This window comes from Robertmurraya korlensis NBRC 107688, assembly GCF_001591645.1.
In the GTDB taxonomy this organism is placed as follows: domain Bacteria; phylum Bacillota; class Bacilli; order Bacillales; family Cytobacillaceae; genus Robertmurraya_A.
Genome location: NZ_BCVH01000013.1, coordinates 65,226 through 83,084, shown reverse-complemented (window position 1 = coordinate 83,084; position 17,859 = coordinate 65,226). Strand labels below are relative to the sequence as shown.

General features: G+C 37.1%; 19 protein-coding genes. 16 read left to right on the top strand and 3 right to left on the bottom strand.

The genetic code is table 11. The features are described 5' to 3' along the window. Positions 1–109: 109 nt before the first annotated feature. Positions 110–790 (top strand): HAD family hydrolase, encoded by a 681-nt coding sequence (locus tag BKO01S_RS16550; RefSeq protein ID WP_066056578.1) that lies wholly within the window; start codon positions 110–112, stop codon positions 788–790. A 16-nt stretch (positions 791–806) separates the two neighbouring features. Here the strand turns inward: BKO01S_RS16550 and BKO01S_RS16545 are convergent, their stop codons facing one another. Then, complete coding sequence (locus tag BKO01S_RS16545; protein WP_066056575.1) at positions 807–1,877, bottom strand: sulfite oxidase; 1,071 nt, start codon at positions 1,875–1,877, stop codon at positions 807–809. 147 nt (positions 1,878–2,024) lie between these two features. On the opposite strand from BKO01S_RS16545, the gene BKO01S_RS16540 reads away from it, so the two are divergent. The 3 genes from BKO01S_RS16540 to BKO01S_RS16530 all read left to right on the top strand — a co-directional run bounded on the left by BKO01S_RS16540 (position 2,025) and on the right by BKO01S_RS16530 (position 3,352). After that, positions 2,025–2,360, top strand: coding sequence for a zinc ribbon domain-containing protein YjdM (locus BKO01S_RS16540; protein WP_066056573.1), 336 nt, complete (start codon positions 2,025–2,027; stop codon positions 2,358–2,360). A 228-nt stretch (positions 2,361–2,588) separates the two neighbouring features. Further along, complete coding sequence (locus BKO01S_RS16535) at positions 2,589–2,957, top strand: hypothetical protein (protein ID WP_066056571.1); 369 nt, start codon at positions 2,589–2,591, stop codon at positions 2,955–2,957. 194 nt (positions 2,958–3,151) lie between these two features. Further along, positions 3,152–3,352, top strand: a complete 201-nt coding sequence (locus BKO01S_RS16530; RefSeq protein ID WP_066056568.1) for a cold-shock protein — start codon at positions 3,152–3,154, stop codon at positions 3,350–3,352. Between the two features lie 104 nt (positions 3,353–3,456). Here BKO01S_RS16530 and BKO01S_RS16525 read toward each other — a convergent pair whose 3' ends face one another. Together BKO01S_RS16525 and BKO01S_RS16520 are read right to left on the bottom strand one after the other, a co-directional pair. After that, complete coding sequence (locus BKO01S_RS16525; RefSeq protein ID WP_066056565.1) at positions 3,457–5,169, bottom strand: methyl-accepting chemotaxis protein; 1,713 nt, start codon at positions 5,167–5,169, stop codon at positions 3,457–3,459. Positions 5,170–5,333: 164 nt separating this feature from the next. Continuing rightward, entirely contained in the window at positions 5,334–5,714 is a 381-nt protein-coding gene (locus tag BKO01S_RS16520; protein WP_066056563.1) for an SET domain-containing protein, read from the bottom strand. Positions 5,715–5,870: 156 nt separating this feature from the next. On the opposite strand from BKO01S_RS16520, the gene BKO01S_RS16515 reads away from it, so the two are divergent. From BKO01S_RS16515 to BKO01S_RS16460, 12 genes are all read left to right on the top strand, one after another. Next, the gene (locus BKO01S_RS16515) at positions 5,871–6,206 is read left to right on the top strand and encodes a hypothetical protein (protein WP_084362117.1); all 336 of its coding nucleotides are present in this window, start codon (positions 5,871–5,873) and stop codon (positions 6,204–6,206) included. 244 nt (positions 6,207–6,450) lie between these two features. Then, positions 6,451–8,508 carry a BglG family transcription antiterminator gene (locus tag BKO01S_RS16510; RefSeq protein WP_232311262.1) on the top strand — a complete coding sequence of 686 codons (2,058 nt, stop codon included), beginning with the start codon at positions 6,451–6,453 and terminating at the stop codon, positions 8,506–8,508. A 50-nt stretch (positions 8,509–8,558) separates the two neighbouring features. Further along, positions 8,559–8,840: a PTS sugar transporter subunit IIB gene (locus BKO01S_RS16505; protein WP_066056557.1), complete on the top strand. Its 282-nt coding sequence runs from the start codon at positions 8,559–8,561 to the stop codon at positions 8,838–8,840. Between the two features lie 42 nt (positions 8,841–8,882). After that, complete coding sequence (gene ulaA / locus BKO01S_RS16500) at positions 8,883–10,253, top strand: PTS ascorbate transporter subunit IIC (RefSeq protein WP_066056553.1); 1,371 nt, start codon at positions 8,883–8,885, stop codon at positions 10,251–10,253. Positions 10,254–10,347: 94 nt separating this feature from the next. Then, on the top strand, positions 10,348–11,199 hold the full coding sequence (locus BKO01S_RS16495; RefSeq protein WP_066056550.1) for a transketolase: 852 nt from the start codon (positions 10,348–10,350) through the stop codon (positions 11,197–11,199). Next, positions 11,196–12,152 (top strand): transketolase family protein, encoded by a 957-nt coding sequence (locus tag BKO01S_RS16490; protein WP_066056548.1) that lies wholly within the window; start codon positions 11,196–11,198, stop codon positions 12,150–12,152. The genes BKO01S_RS16495 and BKO01S_RS16490 overlap by 4 nt, the downstream gene beginning before the upstream one ends. Before the next feature lie 149 nt (positions 12,153–12,301). Beyond that, entirely contained in the window at positions 12,302–12,700 is a 399-nt protein-coding gene (locus BKO01S_RS16485; RefSeq protein ID WP_066056546.1) for a hypothetical protein, read from the top strand. Between the two features lie 5 nt (positions 12,701–12,705). Continuing rightward, positions 12,706–13,986: an ammonium transporter gene (locus BKO01S_RS16480; RefSeq protein ID WP_066056541.1), complete on the top strand. Its 1,281-nt coding sequence runs from the start codon at positions 12,706–12,708 to the stop codon at positions 13,984–13,986. 97 nt (positions 13,987–14,083) lie between these two features. After that, positions 14,084–14,893: a DUF2935 domain-containing protein gene (locus BKO01S_RS16475; RefSeq protein ID WP_066056537.1), complete on the top strand. Its 810-nt coding sequence runs from the start codon at positions 14,084–14,086 to the stop codon at positions 14,891–14,893. Between the two features lie 132 nt (positions 14,894–15,025). Then, positions 15,026–15,928, top strand: coding sequence for an AEC family transporter (locus BKO01S_RS16470; RefSeq protein ID WP_066056535.1), 903 nt, complete (start codon positions 15,026–15,028; stop codon positions 15,926–15,928). Between the two features lie 236 nt (positions 15,929–16,164). Next, on the top strand, positions 16,165–16,926 hold the full coding sequence (locus BKO01S_RS16465; protein ID WP_066056532.1) for an IclR family transcriptional regulator: 762 nt from the start codon (positions 16,165–16,167) through the stop codon (positions 16,924–16,926). Between the two features lie 22 nt (positions 16,927–16,948). Continuing rightward, entirely contained in the window at positions 16,949–17,851 is a 903-nt protein-coding gene (locus tag BKO01S_RS16460) for a fumarylacetoacetate hydrolase family protein (RefSeq protein ID WP_066056529.1), read from the top strand. Positions 17,852–17,859 lie beyond the last annotated feature (8 nt).

The following is a 17,859-nucleotide window of genomic DNA, read 5'->3' as shown; positions in this document are numbered from 1 at the left end:
CCACTAGTCATTTGATTTTTTTATTCCTATAAATTGGTCGTTATATAATAAAATGGAAAAACGGCTCTCGCTGCACTAAGATAATTTTTATAAGGAAAGGGGGAGTTTTGTGATTAAGGCGGTAGTATTCGACTTAGATGGAACGTTGCTTGACAGAGATAAGTCTGTTCATCGGTTCATCGATAATCAATATATAAGGCTGAATAAGTGGCTGGGGAATATACCGAAAGAAAGCTATTGTTCTAGATTTCTAGAATTGGATAAACGAGGTTATGTATGGAAAGACGTAGTTTATAAACAGCTGATAGAAGAATTTAAAATTGAAACGTTTACGTGGGAAGAGCTCTTGCAAGATTATATGAGTCATTTTAAACACCATTGTGTTGCGTATCCTAATTTAATTGAAACCTTACAAGCATTAAAAGATCGTTCATTACAAATAGGGATAATCACGAATGGTTATGGAACCTTTCAAATGCAAAATATTAAGGCATTAGAAATTGAACAATATTTTGATACGATTTTAATATCTGAATGGGAGGGAGTGAAGAAGCCTCATCCGGACATTTTTCGTAACGCACTAACACAGCTTAGGGTAGATGCAGAAGAGACTATTTATGTTGGTGATCATCCTGTAAATGATATGAAGGGAAGCATGGATATTGGTATGATTGGAGTTTGGAAAGAGGATGATGATTGGGAAAAGGTTGATGCAGATTTTGTAATCAAGGACTTAAACGAGCTGATTGATTTTATTGATACTATAAAAATAAAGAAAAGGGATGCTTAATGCTCCCTTCAATCCATTATTCCACTTTAACCTTTATCCTATCTATTGCATGGTAGCCATAACCTTTTCTATTCCAAACAGGCTTTATGGGTTGAATACGATTATATGAGTCGGTAGCTCTAGATAAAATACTGTATTCACCTTTTTGTTCCACTTTCCAGCGATAATACCAAGTAGTCCAACTATAACCTGTATGGTCGAGGGTTTCGAAACGGACCGTTTGCCAAGATACACCATTGTCTGTACTAATTTCCACCTTTGTTATATGTCCTAGTCCTGTCCAAGCGATCCCTTTAATAGTATGTGTGCCTGTTTGTAAAATATCTCTATCCAAAGGCTTTTGAATCGTTGAATTTACATGATTCGTGGTCACTGGAACAGCTTCTTTGTCACTTTCTTTATGCGAGTAATATACATAATCAATCGTTTGAAAGGGACCTGTAAAAGGAGATTTAGTAACGATTATTTGCTTAATCCATTTAACCGAGGCCATAGCGTACCACTGTGGGACAATTAATCTCAAAGGAAAACCGTGCTTAAAAGAGATAGGTTGACCATTAAACTCATAGGCAATAATTGTATCTGGGTGAAATGCCTTTTCTATTGGAAGGCTTCGAGTGTAAGAGACTAATTGATCGGTATCTTTCCGTTCCCCATAATCATACCCTTCAATGATTACTTCTAAGGCTCCTTTTCTGAGACCAGCAAGTTCTAGTACACTACTTAACGGTACACCTTTCCAAACGCCTTGGCTAATCGCCCCTTTTTCCCACTGCTCACCAAACACTTTCGGCTCGAACAAGCTTCGTTTATTGCCTGAACATTCAAGAACTACTTTTAACTTTTTCGAAGGTAGTTCGGCTATTTGTTGCAATGATAAAATCAATGGCTGTTTTACATGGCCATTAACGGGGAGCCAATAGTTTGAGTGAGAAAGAGCGGGATAGGGAAAGTGATTTCGTCTATAGAATAGGCGAGAGGAAGTGGTCTCGTTATCTAGAAACAAAATAGGGGACTCTTGATTCTCTGGGCGAAGGCTTCTGGTAATCAAGTGTGGTTTTCCACTAGGGTGGTATTGGTTATTCATCTATATCCTCCTAATCTGACGGTTGTTTTATATAGAGTATGTGGATAAAATGGTCGTTAGTCTTTAGGTATTAAAAGAAGTCTTGTCTTTACGAAGACAATTTGGCAGTATAAGTAAGGAATAACTAGTTAGAACGGAGGAATATAAATGGCTAATATGCCAAATTGTCCAAAGTGCCAATCGGAATACACTTACGAAGATGGTGCATTATATATTTGCCCAGAGTGTGCTTTTGAATGGACAGATGAGACTGAAACAAGCGAAGAGCAAAAGGTAGTGAAGGATTCAAACGGTAATGTATTAAACGATGGTGATACAGTTTCAGTTATTAAGGACTTAAAAGTTAAGGGGTCGTCATCAGTAATCAAGATCGGGACAAAGGTAAAAAATATTCGTCTTGTAGAAGGCGATCATGATATTGACTGTAAAATTGATGGGTTTGGTCCTATGCAATTAAAATCTGAATTTGTAAAGAAAATATAGCATCAGATTCATATATTTCGAGATGGGAAGTCCTTCGGTTCAGAAGACTTCCTTTTACTATTGCAAAATATCTAATGTAACTGAATTCCTTTTACTTGGATAGAAGTATAGACATATTTGTGGTATTTAATGGGTATATAAGGATATACTAGTAAGAAGGGGACATCCATTTGGTCTTCTAGTTCTCATTTGTAGAAGGCAAGAGACCCTTAGGAAGGATGACCAAAAATGACTGTTATCGGTTACCAAGCTCAAGTTGCAGATGGAGTTAGAAAAAAAGGAATCAAAAGAATAAATTCCTTTTTTAAAACTCCTGAGGAAGCAGTAGAAGAGGCTTTTTCTTTAAAGGAAAAGTTGGATTCTAGGTACAAAAATCAAATCAAGTGGGATTATACTAAGAAAATCACTGGCACACTTGAAAAAATGAAGATTTTAAAAGGGTACTTGGGTGGGGATGAAGATTCGAATGCCTTTTATCTTCAAATTACTACCTCGGAAATTAAAAGGAATCTAAAGCTTGCGACACCGAGTAAGCCGAAAAAGGTATCGGTGAATGACAAAAAAGTGATGACTAAAGTAACGAAGATTTTTTTATAATTTTTTACAATGCAGCTGGATAATTAAAGAAATTCATACTTATCATTGTTTTATTTTAGATATGCTGTTATGCTTAAAGAGAATTATTTTTGTTCGGTCGTAAGGAAAGAATTGTGAAAGCTTTTTCGCCTTTTATTTCTCATTGAGCAATGATAGTATCAAATAGTGGAGTGATCCACGCAGGAGGAAACAACATGCAACAAGGTACAGTAAAATGGTTTAATGCAGAAAAAGGCTTCGGTTTTATTGAAATTCAAGGTGGAGAAGATGTATTTGTTCACTTTTCAGCAATCCAAGGTGAAGGTTTCAAATCTTTAGACGAAGGTCAAAAGGTTACTTTTGATACTGAGCAAGGTCAACGTGGACTTCAAGCTACAAACGTAAAAAAGGCGTAATTTAAATACATTAGAACAGATGGACGAATGGCCATCTGTTTTTTTTGTCTCAAAAAATAAGGGAATGGTGCTCGAATCTTAAAGTTCGAGCACCATTTTTGTTATTATTCATGAACTTTGAACGTATTAACCATGGTTTGAAGATCTTCAGCCATTTTTGCTAGTGAATGTGCGGAAGCGGAGATCTCTTCCATAGATGCAAGTTGTTCCTCGGCTCCAGCAGCTACAGTTTGAGAACTTGATGAGGATTCTTCCGTTTTCATCGAGATATCAAATATGCCCATGGCAACCTGCTCAACGCTTGAAGATAACTGCTTAACTGCAGCAGATACTTCAACCGATTGTCTTGATACATCTGTAGCAGAATGAAGAATTTTCTCAAATGATCTTCCGGTATCATTAATTAATACAAGGCCAGTTTGTACTTCTGTTGTACATTTATCCATTGATACAACCGCGTTAGCTGTACTGCTTTGAATATCATGAATCAAGTGTGTAATTTGTTCAGCAGAACGTCTTGACTCTTCTGCTAACTTTCTAACTTCATCAGCAACAACTGCAAAGCCTTTTCCATGTTCACCAGCTCTTGCAGCCTCAATCGCTGCGTTTAAAGCGAGTAGGTTTGTTTGTTCTGATATACCAGAGATAACTGCAAGGATTTTTTCAATCTCGGAAGATCGGTCACCTAAGTCCTTGATAATGCTAGATGATGTTTGTACGGTTTCATTAATAGATCCCATTTGATCAATGGTTTTCTTAAGAGCGATATTTCCTTTTTCAGATTCTTCTGTTGTTACATTTGAATGGTCTGAAACTAGAGTAATAGAATCTGCGATATGTGTAATACCAATGGCCATCTGTTGTGTGGAAATGGATACAACTTCTGTCCCCTTTACAGATTCTTCGCCGTTTGCTGCCATAATGGAACTCGCTTCTGCAATCTGCTCGGCTGCTTTATTGGTTTCTTCCGCACTGGCCATTAGTTGCTCAGATGAGGCGGCCACTTGGTCTGAAGATTCACGGACCATCATAATTAGAGATTTAATTTGAGAGATCATTTCATTAAATGAATTTGACAGGGAACCTATTTCATCCTTTGATTCATAGTCACTATGAACGGTTAAGTCCCCATTTTTTGCTTTTTGCATTAAATATTCCATTTGCTTTGCTGGTCCGTAAATCAATTTTGAAATCGTCCAACTAACGGCTAACGAAACAAGCAAAGCGATCACAATGATCGATAACATAATCAAAGAAGATGTTTTAATAAAGTCTTTATTGTCTGAATTTACGATTTTAGCTTCACTACTGTTAATTTCAATTAGCTGTAAATATAGTCCGTCAATTTCTTTTAAGATTGCTTCCGTTTCTTCAATGAAAATTTCATATGCTTCAAAATTCTGATTCTTTAAAGATAGAGCTACGATCTTATCTTTAGATGTTTGAAGGTTTTGTGCTAGGTCATTTACTTGTGAAATAATTTTAATCTCTTCTTGATTGTTTGTATTATAGCTTTCTCTAATTTTTTGATTCATTTGGAGTTTTGCATCCATCTCGTCTATGAGCTCATTTTTTTTACTAGTGTCTCTAGTCGTCATTATTTCCATTAAGTAGGTTTGAACATATTGAGCATTTGACTGCAATGTACTAACTGTTTGTATTGGTTGGAGATTTCTTTCATACATAAAGGAAAGTTTATCTCCCATACTTGTAAGCTGGAAAAATCCGATACCACCTACTGTAAGTAGACTCACAAAAGTGATTGATGTTAGTAAAAGCATTTTTTGTACAATCTTTAAGTTTTTAATCCATTTCATCGATGGTTGCTCCTTTGTAGTTTAATGTTATTCGATGAATTATCTATCTTCATTTACTATTATCGGCTCATAATTGGAAAATTCAATACTATTCTCCTAGATCTTTTGTCGAAATAATTAACAAAATTAAAAAAAGCCTCAGAGTGAACTGAGACTTTTCGTTGTTATTTTTCTTCATTAAACCAAAGTGGATCTTGATTATCTTCTTCACCATTATAGTTTATTAGTACTTCTTCTCCAGCTTTTATATCTTTGTAAGCATAAAAGTCAAAGGTATGATTTGGAAAGTTGATCTCATACGTTGCATTTGGCTCATAGGAATGGTTGAACAACATACCGTAGCCAAGCAGGAGTGCGGAATGATTAATACCATATTCAAATGCATAATCCGCAAGAAGTGTTTTTTCGATATGTTCATGCTGGTCATTTGGATAAGGAATAACAGGTGCCTCATGGATTAGTTCACCTTTTTTAATATCTCTTGTTGCAAATACGCCTCTATTGAGCTCTCCATCACTGAGTGTAGAAGTTCTTATCTCAATCACAGTTGTCACCTTCGTTTCATTTTTTGTCTTTCATATGATTGTATCAGTGTTGTTTACAAAAAGGAACCATATCGCTCCATTTGCCCATACATATGTCCAATTAGATACATACAGTAAAGGAGTAGGACAAATATGTAATGAAAGAGGTAATAAGATATGACTAATGAACGAAATGTATACGGCGGAGGCCATTCTCACGGTGGTCATCACCACGGACACCATCACGGAGGCCATCACCACGGACACCATCACGGAGGTCATCACCACGGAGGCCATCACCATGGAGGTCATCACCACGGTGGGCATCACCATGGAGGACACCATCACGGAGGCTACTATGGTGGAGGATATGGAGCTGCTCCGTTAGCTGGTGGTCTACTTGGTGGACTTGTGGCAGGTACTTTAACTCAAGGAACGGGTTATGGATATGGATATCCAACAGCCACGCCTTATCAAGCTTATAATCCTTATGGTGGTTATCCGTATTATTAATGAAGGGGAGCGGCTGTTTATTGAACAGTCGCTTTATTCGTGTTATTAACAAATACATCCAACAAAGTCTATGGTCTTTACATTAAAAAAGACATTTCTTGGTCCATTAACGATATATATTACAAAAAGTACACTAAAGAGAAGTTGAGCGTAATTTTGTAATGTTACAATGACATCATTTGTTCCCAATCACAACACAAAATGTAAGCGCTTTAATATATATTTATTACAGGAGGCATAGATGATGATTGAGAAACGTCCAGCACTTTTAATGAAGCACCTTCTCCAGGTGAAAAAAACTACATTAAAGCAGGTAATAGATAAAACCAATTTAACTAGAAGGCAAGTATCGTATGATTTGGAAAAAATTAATCATTGGTTAAAAAAGAGAGAACTTCCTTCTATTCCTTATAAGGGAACAAAATACATCGCCATTCCGGAAACAGTGGTGGAGTATTTTTATAACCATCGTTTAGATGTTTCTGACCAGGATTTTATATTTTCAGAGAACGAGCGTTTGAGTTTTATATATTTGTACCTTTTTATTAGGGAAGAGCCAATATCATCGGTACATTTAACACAGCTTTTACAAGTTAGTAAAAATACAGTCATCTCTGACGTGAAAAAAGCAAATGGAGCGAATGCGCCGTTTCTTGTAGAAATCCGTTATTCAAGACAAGTTGGGTATCATCTTTATGGAACTGAATTAGATAAAAGAGTTTTGGTTCAACATCATTTGTCTCGGCTAACCGATTTACCCTATTTTCATAAGCTTATTTTTTTATTACTAGGGAATAAAGAACAGATTCATATTAATTTTATTAAGGGTACTCTTAATGAAATTCAGAAGCAATTCCACCTTCAGTTTGTAGAGGATCGCTTGAATCAATTTGCTTATTTCTTAGTTTTATATTTTTATCGCTTAAAAGAAATGAAGTTCGTCCGTTATCATCAAGATGAAATAGAGTTGTTAAAAAAGGATTCATTGTGGGATGTAGCTCAATCGTTATTTAAATATCTTCAAATTGAGGAATTGGAAACAGAAGTCTGTTTTATGACGATCCAATTTCTTGGGTTATCATTAGGAAATCAACAAAGTTTAGAAAGTGATAGAGACTTACTGTTTAAACTTTGTGACCAGCTCGTGTATGACTTTGAATCGAAAACAGCAATTGTATTTGAGAAGAAAAACGAAGCAATACAAACCTTGTATCAGCATTTAAAACCTGCATATTTCCGAATGAAGTATCGAATTCCAATAACCAATCCCCTTCTAGAGCAAATCAAAAGCGAACATAAAGAATTGTATTCGATTGTAAGTGAGTTGCTACTGCCTATTGAATCTCTGCTTAGCATCACGATTCCGGAGGAGGAGATTGGATTTATTACCATCCACTTTGGAGCTCTATTACAAAGTCCCAAGAAAACTATCCCTAAAAAGAAACGGGCAATCGTAGTTTGTCCAAGTGGAATAAGTTCCTCCCTTATGGTCAAACACCTGTTAGAGTCATTATTCTCCGAAATCTCAGTCGAAAAAACTTTGTCTTTACAGGATTTCTATGCTGAAAATACCGAGCAGTACGATTTGTTATTTTCCACAGTAGAGATAGACTCAAAGATTCCTTGTTTCTATGTAAAGCCGATTATGACTCCTAATGAAAAAAACAATCTAGTGAATGAAGTATACCAATGCTTATTAGGGATTCAATATAAGGACATTTCTATTAAAGAATTATTCCAAACAATAGGTCAATATGCAAATGTATATGATGAAACAGGACTGAAAAAAGCATTAAGTCAATTGACTTTTCATAAAAGAGTGGAAGTAAAGAGGGAGGAAAAACCTGTGTTAAGTGATTTATTAAAGGAAGAAACCATCCAAATAATGGATCAGCTTTCTAGTTGGGAAGAGGCTGTTACAGTAGCAGCTAAACCATTAGTCATGAATGGGGTAATTGAAACAACCTATATTGATTCAATGATTGATAATATAAAAACACTTGGACCATATGTAGTCATTGGCCCTGAGGTAGCTATTCCTCATGCAAGACCTGATTCTGGCGTTAATAAAGTGGGAATGAGCTTTTTAAAGTTAAAAACGCCTGTCTACTTTCTAGATAATGAAGATTATCCCGTAAGGCTGTTGTTTTGTATAGCAGCAATTGATAATACTACCCATTTAAAGGCGCTTTCGCAGTTAACAAAGCTTCTTAGTAATAGTAAAAATATAGATTTATTAAAAGAGGTCGATTCGATGGAAAGCATTCTGGAGATGTTTAAACAGTATTCTATCATTTCGTGAGCAATAATTTTTTTATATATAGGGTCATATCAAAATTTAGGAGGGTTAATATGAAGATTTTAGCGGTCTGTGGTTCAGGGTTAGGTAGCAGTTTTATGTTAGAAATGAATGTTCAACAAATCTTATCAGAGCTTGGGGTAAGTGGAATTGAAGTGGAACATTCTGATTTAAGTTCTGCTACACCTGATGCAGCAGATTTATTCATCGCAGCAAAAGATATTGCCGAAGGAATGGGACACTTAGGAGAGGTTATCGTCATAGAGAGTATTATCGATCTAGATGGACTTCGGACAAAGCTAAAAGAAGTACTTGAACAAAAAGGAATACTCTAATCTATTGAAATAAATGAATGAGATTAAAAGGAGGCCTATAACATGGGTGAGAGATTACTAAAGTTAGTGATGGATATTTTGAGTACGCCTGCTGTGTTAGTTGCGTTAATATCGCTCGTTGGATTATTAATCTTAAAAAAGCCTGCTAGTGATATTATTAAAGGCACTGTCAAGACCTTCCTTGGTTTCATTGTCATTTCTGCAGGTGCTGGTGTAATCGTTGGCTCCCTTGATCCTTTTGGAAAGATGTTTCAGGAAGCATTTAATGTAAATGGTGTGGTTCCGAATAATGAGGCGATCGTTGCCATGGCATTAACGGAATACGGTGGTGTAACTGCATTTATCATGTTCTTTGGAATGTTGGCTAACATCTTAATTGCCCGATTCACTAGGTTAAAATACATTTTTTTAACTGGGCATCATACGTTGTATATGGCATGTATGCTTGCAGTAATCCTTGTTGTATCAGGATTAGAAGGAATTCCTCTTATTATTGTTGGGTCGCTAGCATTAGGGTTAACTATGGCAGCCTTTCCTGCGATTTGTCAGCCGTTCATGAGAAAGATTATTGGGAATGATAGTGTAGGATTTGGCCATTTTTCAAGCTTAGGTTATGTTCTATCAGGTCTTGTCGGAAAAGTTGTAGGGAAGGGTTCTCGTTCAACAGAGGAAATCAAATTTCCAAAAGGCCTTGGGTTTTTGCGTGATAGTTCAGTAACAATTGCGTTAACGATGACCATTCTTTATGTCGTTATAGCGCTATTTGCAGGTCCAGCTTATGTAGAAGGTGAGCTGAGCGGTGGTACTCATTATCTCGTTTTCTCTCTTATTCAAGCAGTTACTTTTGCAGCTGGGGTATTTGTAATTCTATCAGGTGTTCGCCTTGTTTTAGCTGAAATTGTGCCCGCTTTTAAAGGGATTTCTACAAAAATTGTACCAGATTCAAAACCGGCGCTCGATTGTCCGATTGTATTTCCATACGCACCGAATGCTGTATTAATAGGTTTCTTTTGTAGTTTCCTAGGTGGAATTGTTGGAATGATGTTCCTTGGCATGGCTGGAGCAGTTATTATCTTGCCTGGTGTGGTTCCACATTTCTTTACTGGTGCGACAGCTGGAGTGTTTGGAAATGCGACTGGTGGAGTTCGGGGTGCCACTATAGGATCTTTTGCTAATGGTTTGTTAATTACTTTCTTACCTGTTTTCTTAATGCCGGTATTAGGAGATCTAGGTTTTGCTAGTACGACATTCTCTGATGCAGACTTTGCAGCATCTGGAATTATTCTTGGTAATGTTGCAAACTCATTTGGAGCCACTGGTGTGACGGTTACTGTAGTAGGACTCGTATTACTAGCAGTAGTGTACGGATTCTTTAAAAAAGACAAGAATAAAACACAACAAATCCAGGCCTAATTAATGAAACCCTTCACAGGGCCGTTCGCTTTATGAGAACTTTCCCTGGAAGGGTTTCTTATTTTAAAAGATTAGGAGAAAAGGAGAATGCTACATGAGTATTGAGTTAGAGAAGGTGGAACAGTTTCGGGATGAGATCCGATTAAAGACATTAAAAGAGCTCTATCATCTGGGTTTTGGTCATTATGGGGGAAGTTTATCAATCATTGAAACCTTGGCGGTGTTGTATGGAGGAGTTATGAAGATAGATCCGAAAAATCCGGATTGGGAAAAGCGAGACTATTTCATTTTATCGAAAGGACATGGGGGACCAGGTCTTTATGCAACATTAGCGGTAAAAGGGTATTTTCCAGAGGAGGTACTATATACTCTCAATAACAATGGAACAACACTTCCTTCCCATCCGGACCGGAATTTAACACCAGGTGTTGATATGACAACTGGATCATTGGGACAAGGGATTTCTGCGGCTGTTGGAGTGGCTCTCTCACATAAGCTTTCAAAGAAAGATAACTATACTTTTTGTATTGTGGGAGATGGTGAATTAAATGAAGGACAATGCTGGGAGGCGTTTCAATTTGCAGCCCATCATAAGTTAAATCGACTTTTTGTCTTCATTGACGATAATAAGAAGCAACTCGATGGTTTAACTAAGGATATTATTAATCCATTTGACTTTGAAAAGAAGTTCAAGGCGTTTGGCTTCTATTCACTGAAAGTAGACGGTAGTTCATTAGGACAAATTTATGATGCTATTAAAAAAGGAAAAGAGCAAACAGAACGTCCAGTGGCCATTATTTTAGACACGACTAAAGGTCAAGGCGTACCATACTTAGAACAAAAGGTTGATAACCATCATATCCGTCCTAGCCAAGCAGATGAAGAAGCTATTTTACAAGCGATTGATGACTTGGAACACAGATCTGGAAAGGGTGTGGCCAGATGATTCATACATCTACTTACAAGTTAGAAAATATAGAAATGCGTCAAATGTATGCAAACACACTTCTAGAACTTGCTAAGGCGAATCCCAATGTTGTTGCATTGGAAGCAGATTTAATGAGTGCCATTTCAACAAATAAAATTATGAAAGAGATTCCAGACCAATTAATAAACTGTGGCATAATGGAAGCCAATATGATTGGTGTCGCTTCGGGTTTATCTCTCACTGGGAAAATTCCTTTCGTCCATACGTTTGGACAGTTTGCTACTCGTCGAGCCTTTGATCAGTTATTTATATCCGGTGCTTATGCAAAAACTAATATTAAAATTCTAGGATCTGACGCGGGTGTATCTGCGGAGCATAATGGTGGAACGCATATGGCATTTGAGGATTTAGGACTAGTTCGTCTTATTCCTAATGCGAAAGTGTATGAGGTGAGTGATTCTACCATGTTAGGTTACTTGCTTCGGAAGAGTGAGAAGGAATATGGAATTCACTATATCCGGACTATTCGAAAAAACAGTGTGAAGCTTTATGATGAAAGAGAAGTTTTTGAGACCGGGAAAGGGAAAGTATTAAGAGAGGGAGGAGATGTCACGATTATTGCTTGTGGTATCATGGTCGCAGAATCACTGAAGGCAGCAGATCTTCTTAAAGAGCAGGGAGTGGAAGCCACGGTGATTGATATGTTCTCTATAAAACCTATCGATAAAGAGTTAATTGTAAAATATGCAACGAAAACGAAAGCAGTCGTTACAGCAGAAAATCATAATGTAATTGGAGGGTTAGGTAGTGCTGTCGCTGAGGTGTTAGGTGAGCAATGTCCAACAAGAATGAGGCGAATTGGGGTAAAAGAACAATTTGGCCAGGTTGGAAAAATGGACTATTTAATGGAATTCTATAAATTGACTGCTAGAGATATTGCTGAGGAAGCTAGAGAAATTATCATTAAATAGATAGTTAAATGAGGCACCCTATGACGTCATAGGGTGTTTTTCAGTGAAAAACAAATTGAACAAAATTTTCAATTAATTACTGTATACAAATTCTCTTAATATTGATATCATGTAAGGAAATATAACATTTACATGTCAGGAGAATTTACGTGATTGTTCGAGATGAATTGAATCGGTACTTCTATTTTTCTTCCTCTGAGATTACGAGCATACTTCAACGAATTTTATTTACAAAGGAACAAGAAATTAATGAGTTGAAAAATAAAATTACAAAGTACGAAGAAAAAAGACGAGCAGAGGATGCGTTTTATCAATCCTTGTCTCCTGTAAGAAAGTTTTTTGCTAGTCGTCCTCCAAGTCATCACCAAGCGGTCGAATATATTGTTCATGTGAAAGATCGCTTGAAGCAAATTGACTCTCTGAAACAACGAATCTATGAAATTAACATGGCCATTCGTCAATGTGAAGAAATAACAAGTGGTGATGAACTTGAACTATCAAGTGTTATAACGGAAGACATCATTAAGCAGAAGAAAGACGAGGAGTAGTAGTGATGACTATTGAAACATTGAACTCAGGATTAGATACGATATGGGTTGTACTAACTGCTGCAATGATTATCCTCATGGAGGGTGGCTTTGCTCTTTTGGAGGCGGGCTTTGTTCGTCATAAAAATAATGTAAATATTATAATGAAGGTGTTTGTCGATATTACAATAGGAGCACTATGCTTTTATCTAATTGGCTTTGCTTTCATGTATGGAAAAGACGCATGGGGAATAATCGGTACGAGTGGCTTTGCTTTATTAGGTGACCTGTCTCATATCCAGCTATCCATTTCTCTCGATACGTTCTGGCTATTCCAAGCGGCCTTTGTTATTGCCGTTATTTCAATTGTTTCAGGTGCAGTGGCAGAGAGAATCAATTTTCGTGCGTATATTCTTTATGCGATGATCATGACAGCAGTTATTTATCCGATTGCTGGACATTGGGTATGGGGTGGAGGCTGGATAAGTCAGCTTGGAATGCTTGATTTTGCAGGAAGTGCTGTTATACATGCGCTCGGTGGTTTTTCGGCATTGGCAGCAGCGATGTTTATTGGTCCACGTAAAGGGAAATTCACTCCTTTGGGAACAAGCACAATCGCTCTACCGAGTAATATTCCTTTGGCTTCAGTAGGAGCGTTTCTTCTTTGGTTTGGATGGTTCGGTTTTAACGCAGGAAGCACATTGAGTGGTACAGATGCAAGAATTGGACATATTGCAATTGTGACCATGTTATCAGCTGCTTCAGGAGGCGCAGCAACGCTTATTTACACGCTTTTCCGTTATAAGCGTTCGGATGCACCGGCAGTCATTAACGGTTCATTGGCAGGACTTGTTGGAATAACAGCGGGGTGCGCATTTGTTAGTGATCAAGCAGCAATTTTAATAGGAGCAATTTCTGGTTTATTGATGTTGTTTGCGACCAATTGGTTAGAGTCAAGAAGAATAGATGACCCAGTTGGAGCATTCCCAGTCCATGCTGTTTCAGGTGTGTGGGGAACCATCGCTCTTGGGTTGTTCGCGACAGAAGGTGGACTTTTTTACGGTGGGGGCTGGGATCTACTGGGAGTCCAAGTGTTAGGTTTAATCGTTCTATGTGTATGGGGATTCGGAATGACCTGGCTAGGTTTATCACTCATCCGACTCTGGATACCTGTTCGTTCCACAGAAGAGGAAGAAGAAATGGGACTAGATATTAGTTACCATGGTGTGCTGGCTGCTTATCAGGAGCACGAATTTATTCATTATCAAGATCACTATACAGATTTTTCAAACAAAACTGCTGATTAAACATGGGGCTCTATTACATTGGTAATAGAGCTTTGTTGATGTTAGTTATTGGTCAAGTAACAGTCTCATATATTGGAAAAAAAGAGAGGTGAATGCTTTGGCAAAGAACTTTCGTCAAGAAGCACTATTTGAGTTGAATTTCTGGTTACAGGTACTTGGAGACCACGCGAGATTTATCCACGATTCGTTAGCACCTACTGAAACTGAATACATCAGTCAGGCGAAGAAGTTCATTTCTGTATTTGATGAACTATTGACCCTATCACGTAGACAGCCTACTGGAGAGGAACTAATGCAGCTGCTACATAGGGCGAATCAAGCGGGTACAGAAATTAGAGAACTGAAACTCACGCTTATTCGAGAGCATTTGGTCGGGGAAGTGAAAATTACTTTACCACCATCTTTTCTTAGTCATATGGTCAATGAGTTAGAAGAGGCATTAAGAGTATTCTCGTTTTTTCTTAAAGGAGAAATACCTCCAACCGTTCATCCTTTACACCATGATTTATTGTGGCTATTAGACGCCGCAGGACATGCGGGAGCAATCGATGCCAATTTGGATCGTGTGGAAAAAAAACTCAAAGAAAAAGGGCGAGAGTTCACAAAGGATTGGGAGGATTTTTACCTAAAGGCCGTTGAAATGGCAGGTTATTTGCGTGCGAATGTGTATTCCTTTCCTGCTTTAAGTCGTTTTCACAGAGAGATTGAGTTAGAAATGGAGATTTTCAAAAGCTTTTTAAGAGAATTAGAGGAAATGGAGTTAAATAAAGAGACGCTCGGAGTATTAACGCCTCTTATGGCTGATCATATGGCTCGGGAGGAATGTTATTATTTAATGAAACTTGCCGAGACAACAGAGGTGAAGGATCCTAATTGTGATCCAACGAAACCAAGAACAACGAGTTAATTTAAAACAATGTCCCTAGTCTTTGGCTAGGGACTATTTTTGTTTTGGTAAAATTTTATTTTCGTTAATAATGAGTGCGTTTTCATAATGTATAATAGAAATATTCAAAAAACTGACAAATGGGGCAGGCTTATGGAACTATTATTCGTTGTATTATCAGCTTTATCGGTAATCGGTGTAGGATATCTTGGTCAAAGAACGATAGGGTTTGATCGGAAGGCGATTTCGGCCATGGCGTTATATTTAATGCAGCCCTTTTTGGCATTTCGTACCTTTTACACGAATGAAATTACCATAGATTATTTGTATATTTTACTGTTTTGTGTGCTCCTTTGTATAGGGATGATTTTTATTGTTCATATTACAGCAACAATAAAAAAGTCACCTCGTTCAAGGCAATCAGCGATGGTGCTCTCAGGGGTGTTCATGAACAGTGGAAACTATGGTGTTCCTATTATTTTACTTGCTTTTGGGAACGTGGGTGTTGACTATGCTGTAATCATGATGGTCATACAATCTTTCCTTATGAATACCATCGGGGTATATTATGCTGGCAAGGGAAGCGTGAGAGAATATTCTATCAAACAATCACTCTTAAATATTTTAAAAATGCCAATGATATATGGATCTGTCTTAGGAATCGCTATTCAACTACTATCGGTTCCAATGCCAGATATGATCATGAAACCAATCAATCTCATTGCCGATGCAACTATTCCAACCATTATGCTTGTTCTAGGAATGCAACTGGGGGCAATTAAAAAGAAGAATGTAAGTATCGGAGATGTTTCTACTATTATGGTACAGCGAATGCTGATTTCTCCAGTCCTTGCTTTACTATTAATCTGGGTATTACCCATTGAAGGAATGCTTGCCCAAGTTCTTATTGTTCTATCAGCAATGCCTTCAGCAGCGAATACCATGATGCTTTCGCTTGAGTTTGGAACAGAGCCAGATCTTGTTTCTTATAGCACGTTAGTTACGACCTTGTTGAGTATTGTGTCGGTTCCGGTTATGTTGATGTTGGTGATGTGAGTAGGTTTGCACTATTTTTAATTAAATGCTACTTAATGTAGCATTTTTTTTATTTACGGGTATTTATGTAGAATTTGAAAAGAATAGAAAGAACCATTATGAAACTAAGTAAATAATTTAAATATTTTAAAAATTATTTACAATAAAACATTTACCGTGTTACAATGCATTTAAGGTTGTTTTGTATATTAAAATTGGTTTTGTATACTAAACCAGCGGAAGAAAAGGTGAACAAAATGGAAAAGAAATATTGGGTGCCAGCTTTAGAAAAGGCGAACATCATATTAAATTTTATTTCACAGTCACCCAGCCAGCTTCGCTTAATTGATTTATCAACGAAATCTGGTATAAATAAGAGTTCTTTATTCTCACTCTTAAATACAATGGAACTTTTAGGGTGGATAGTAAAAGAAAAGGGGGATACCTACGCTTTAGGACCAACTTTAGGTTCTATAGGAGCTTCTTACTTTAGACAATTTAATATTCTGGAATCTTTCTTTATAGAATCCGAGAAGTCTGTGGAGAAGATAGGTGAAAATATCCAATTAGGAATTTTAGAAGGAGGAGAAGTCCTTTACTTAGCAAAAAAGGAAGGTACGTCACCTTTACGATTGGCAACAGACCCGGGAATGCGTTTTCCAGCCTATGCTTCAGCAATTGGAAAGGCACAATTAATGCAATATAGCAGGGATGAATTAGTTAATATACTTCCAAATGAGCCGCTCCCCGCTAAGACTGAATTTACAGTAACCAAAATAGATAATCTATGGTCAGAGTTAATAGAATCAAAACAGCGTGGATATGCAATCGAGCAACAAGAAGGTGCTCTTGGCTTCTGTTGTGTAGCAGCTCCAATTCTAGATCATGAGAATAAGTACATTGCAGCTGTCAGTTTTACGATGTTGGAAAACACTTGGGAAAACAAAAAAGAAGTAGCAAAAGTTGAAATTGTAAATTTAGCCAAGAGACTTTCTTTTTTGGCTGGAAATAAAAAATAATTAGAGGGGTAGGAGTAAGTCTATGAAACTAATTACTTTTAGTGAAGAAGAAAAGATTCAAATTGGAGTTATACAAGATCAAGTAACGATAAAATTGAATACGCTTTCAGATTTGGCTGCAAAGAAAAATGGAAATGACTTAAGGTTACCTAACGATATGCTAGGTTTAATCAGTCTTGGAAAACATGGCATTGATCAGATTGAAACATTATTAAGTTGGTTGGAGGAAAATGATTCATATAAGAATGAAGTACAAATTGATAATAGCTTGATAAGAGTATTAGCCCCTATATCTAACCCAGGAAAAGTGGTGTGTGTTGGCAATAACTACATGGACCATTGTATTGAACAAAATGTAGAACCACCAAAACAACCAATGATCTTTTCTAAATGGGCTAGCTGTATTATTGGTCCGAATGATACGGTTATTCTCCCAGAGGATTCTGAACAAGTAGATTATGAGGCTGAATTGGCTGTCATCATTGGAAAAGAAGGAAAAGATATTTCTGAAGATCAAGCGTTAGATTATATTTATGGATACACAGTAATGAACGATGTGAGTGCACGGGATGTACAGTTCAAAGATGTTCAGTGGGTAAGAGGGAAATCCTATGATACATTTGCCCCGCTTGGACCAACTATTGTTACAGCTGACGAAATTAAAGATCCACATAATTTAGATATTAAGTTAACCGTTAATGGAGAAACACTACAGGACTCGAATACAAAACACCTTATTCATAAAATCCCTTACATCATCTCCTATCTCTCAAGAGGGTTTACGTTTAAACCAGGAGATGTTATTGCAACAGGAACCCCTCATGGTGTAGGAGTTTTTAGAAATCCACCTATTTTCTTAAAAAGAGGAGACGTATGTAAAATTGAAATTCAAAATGTTGGAGTGTTAGAGAATACAATCTACTAGAATCATAG

Bases quoted from the DNA above. Each gene is read 5' to 3' on its own strand.
- BKO01S_RS16545 (WP_066056575.1), bottom strand. From the start codon at position 1,877: ATGAATAACCAATACCACCCTAGTGGAAAACCACACTTGATTACCAGA.
- BKO01S_RS16540 (WP_066056573.1), top strand. From the start codon at position 2,025: ATGGCTAATATGCCAAATTGTCCAAAGTGCCAATCGGAATACACTTAC.
- BKO01S_RS16535 (WP_066056571.1), top strand. From the start codon at position 2,589: ATGACTGTTATCGGTTACCAAGCTCAAGTTGCAGATGGAGTTAGAAAA.
- BKO01S_RS16530 (WP_066056568.1), top strand. From the start codon at position 3,152: ATGCAACAAGGTACAGTAAAATGGTTTAATGCAGAAAAAGGCTTCGGT.
- BKO01S_RS16525 (WP_066056565.1), bottom strand. From the start codon at position 5,169: ATGAAATGGATTAAAAACTTAAAGATTGTACAAAAAATGCTTTTACTA.
- BKO01S_RS16515 (WP_084362117.1), top strand. From the start codon at position 5,871: ATGACTAATGAACGAAATGTATACGGCGGAGGCCATTCTCACGGTGGT.
- BKO01S_RS16510 (WP_232311262.1), top strand. From the start codon at position 6,451: ATGATTGAGAAACGTCCAGCACTTTTAATGAAGCACCTTCTCCAGGTG.
- BKO01S_RS16505 (WP_066056557.1), top strand. From the start codon at position 8,559: ATGAAGATTTTAGCGGTCTGTGGTTCAGGGTTAGGTAGCAGTTTTATG.
- ulaA (WP_066056553.1), top strand. From the start codon at position 8,883: ATGGGTGAGAGATTACTAAAGTTAGTGATGGATATTTTGAGTACGCCT.
- BKO01S_RS16495 (WP_066056550.1), top strand. From the start codon at position 10,348: ATGAGTATTGAGTTAGAGAAGGTGGAACAGTTTCGGGATGAGATCCGA.
- BKO01S_RS16490 (WP_066056548.1), top strand. From the start codon at position 11,196: ATGATTCATACATCTACTTACAAGTTAGAAAATATAGAAATGCGTCAA.
- BKO01S_RS16480 (WP_066056541.1), top strand. From the start codon at position 12,706: ATGACTATTGAAACATTGAACTCAGGATTAGATACGATATGGGTTGTA.
- BKO01S_RS16470 (WP_066056535.1), top strand. From the start codon at position 15,026: ATGGAACTATTATTCGTTGTATTATCAGCTTTATCGGTAATCGGTGTA.
- BKO01S_RS16465 (WP_066056532.1), top strand. From the start codon at position 16,165: ATGGAAAAGAAATATTGGGTGCCAGCTTTAGAAAAGGCGAACATCATA.
- BKO01S_RS16460 (WP_066056529.1), top strand. From the start codon at position 16,949: ATGAAACTAATTACTTTTAGTGAAGAAGAAAAGATTCAAATTGGAGTT.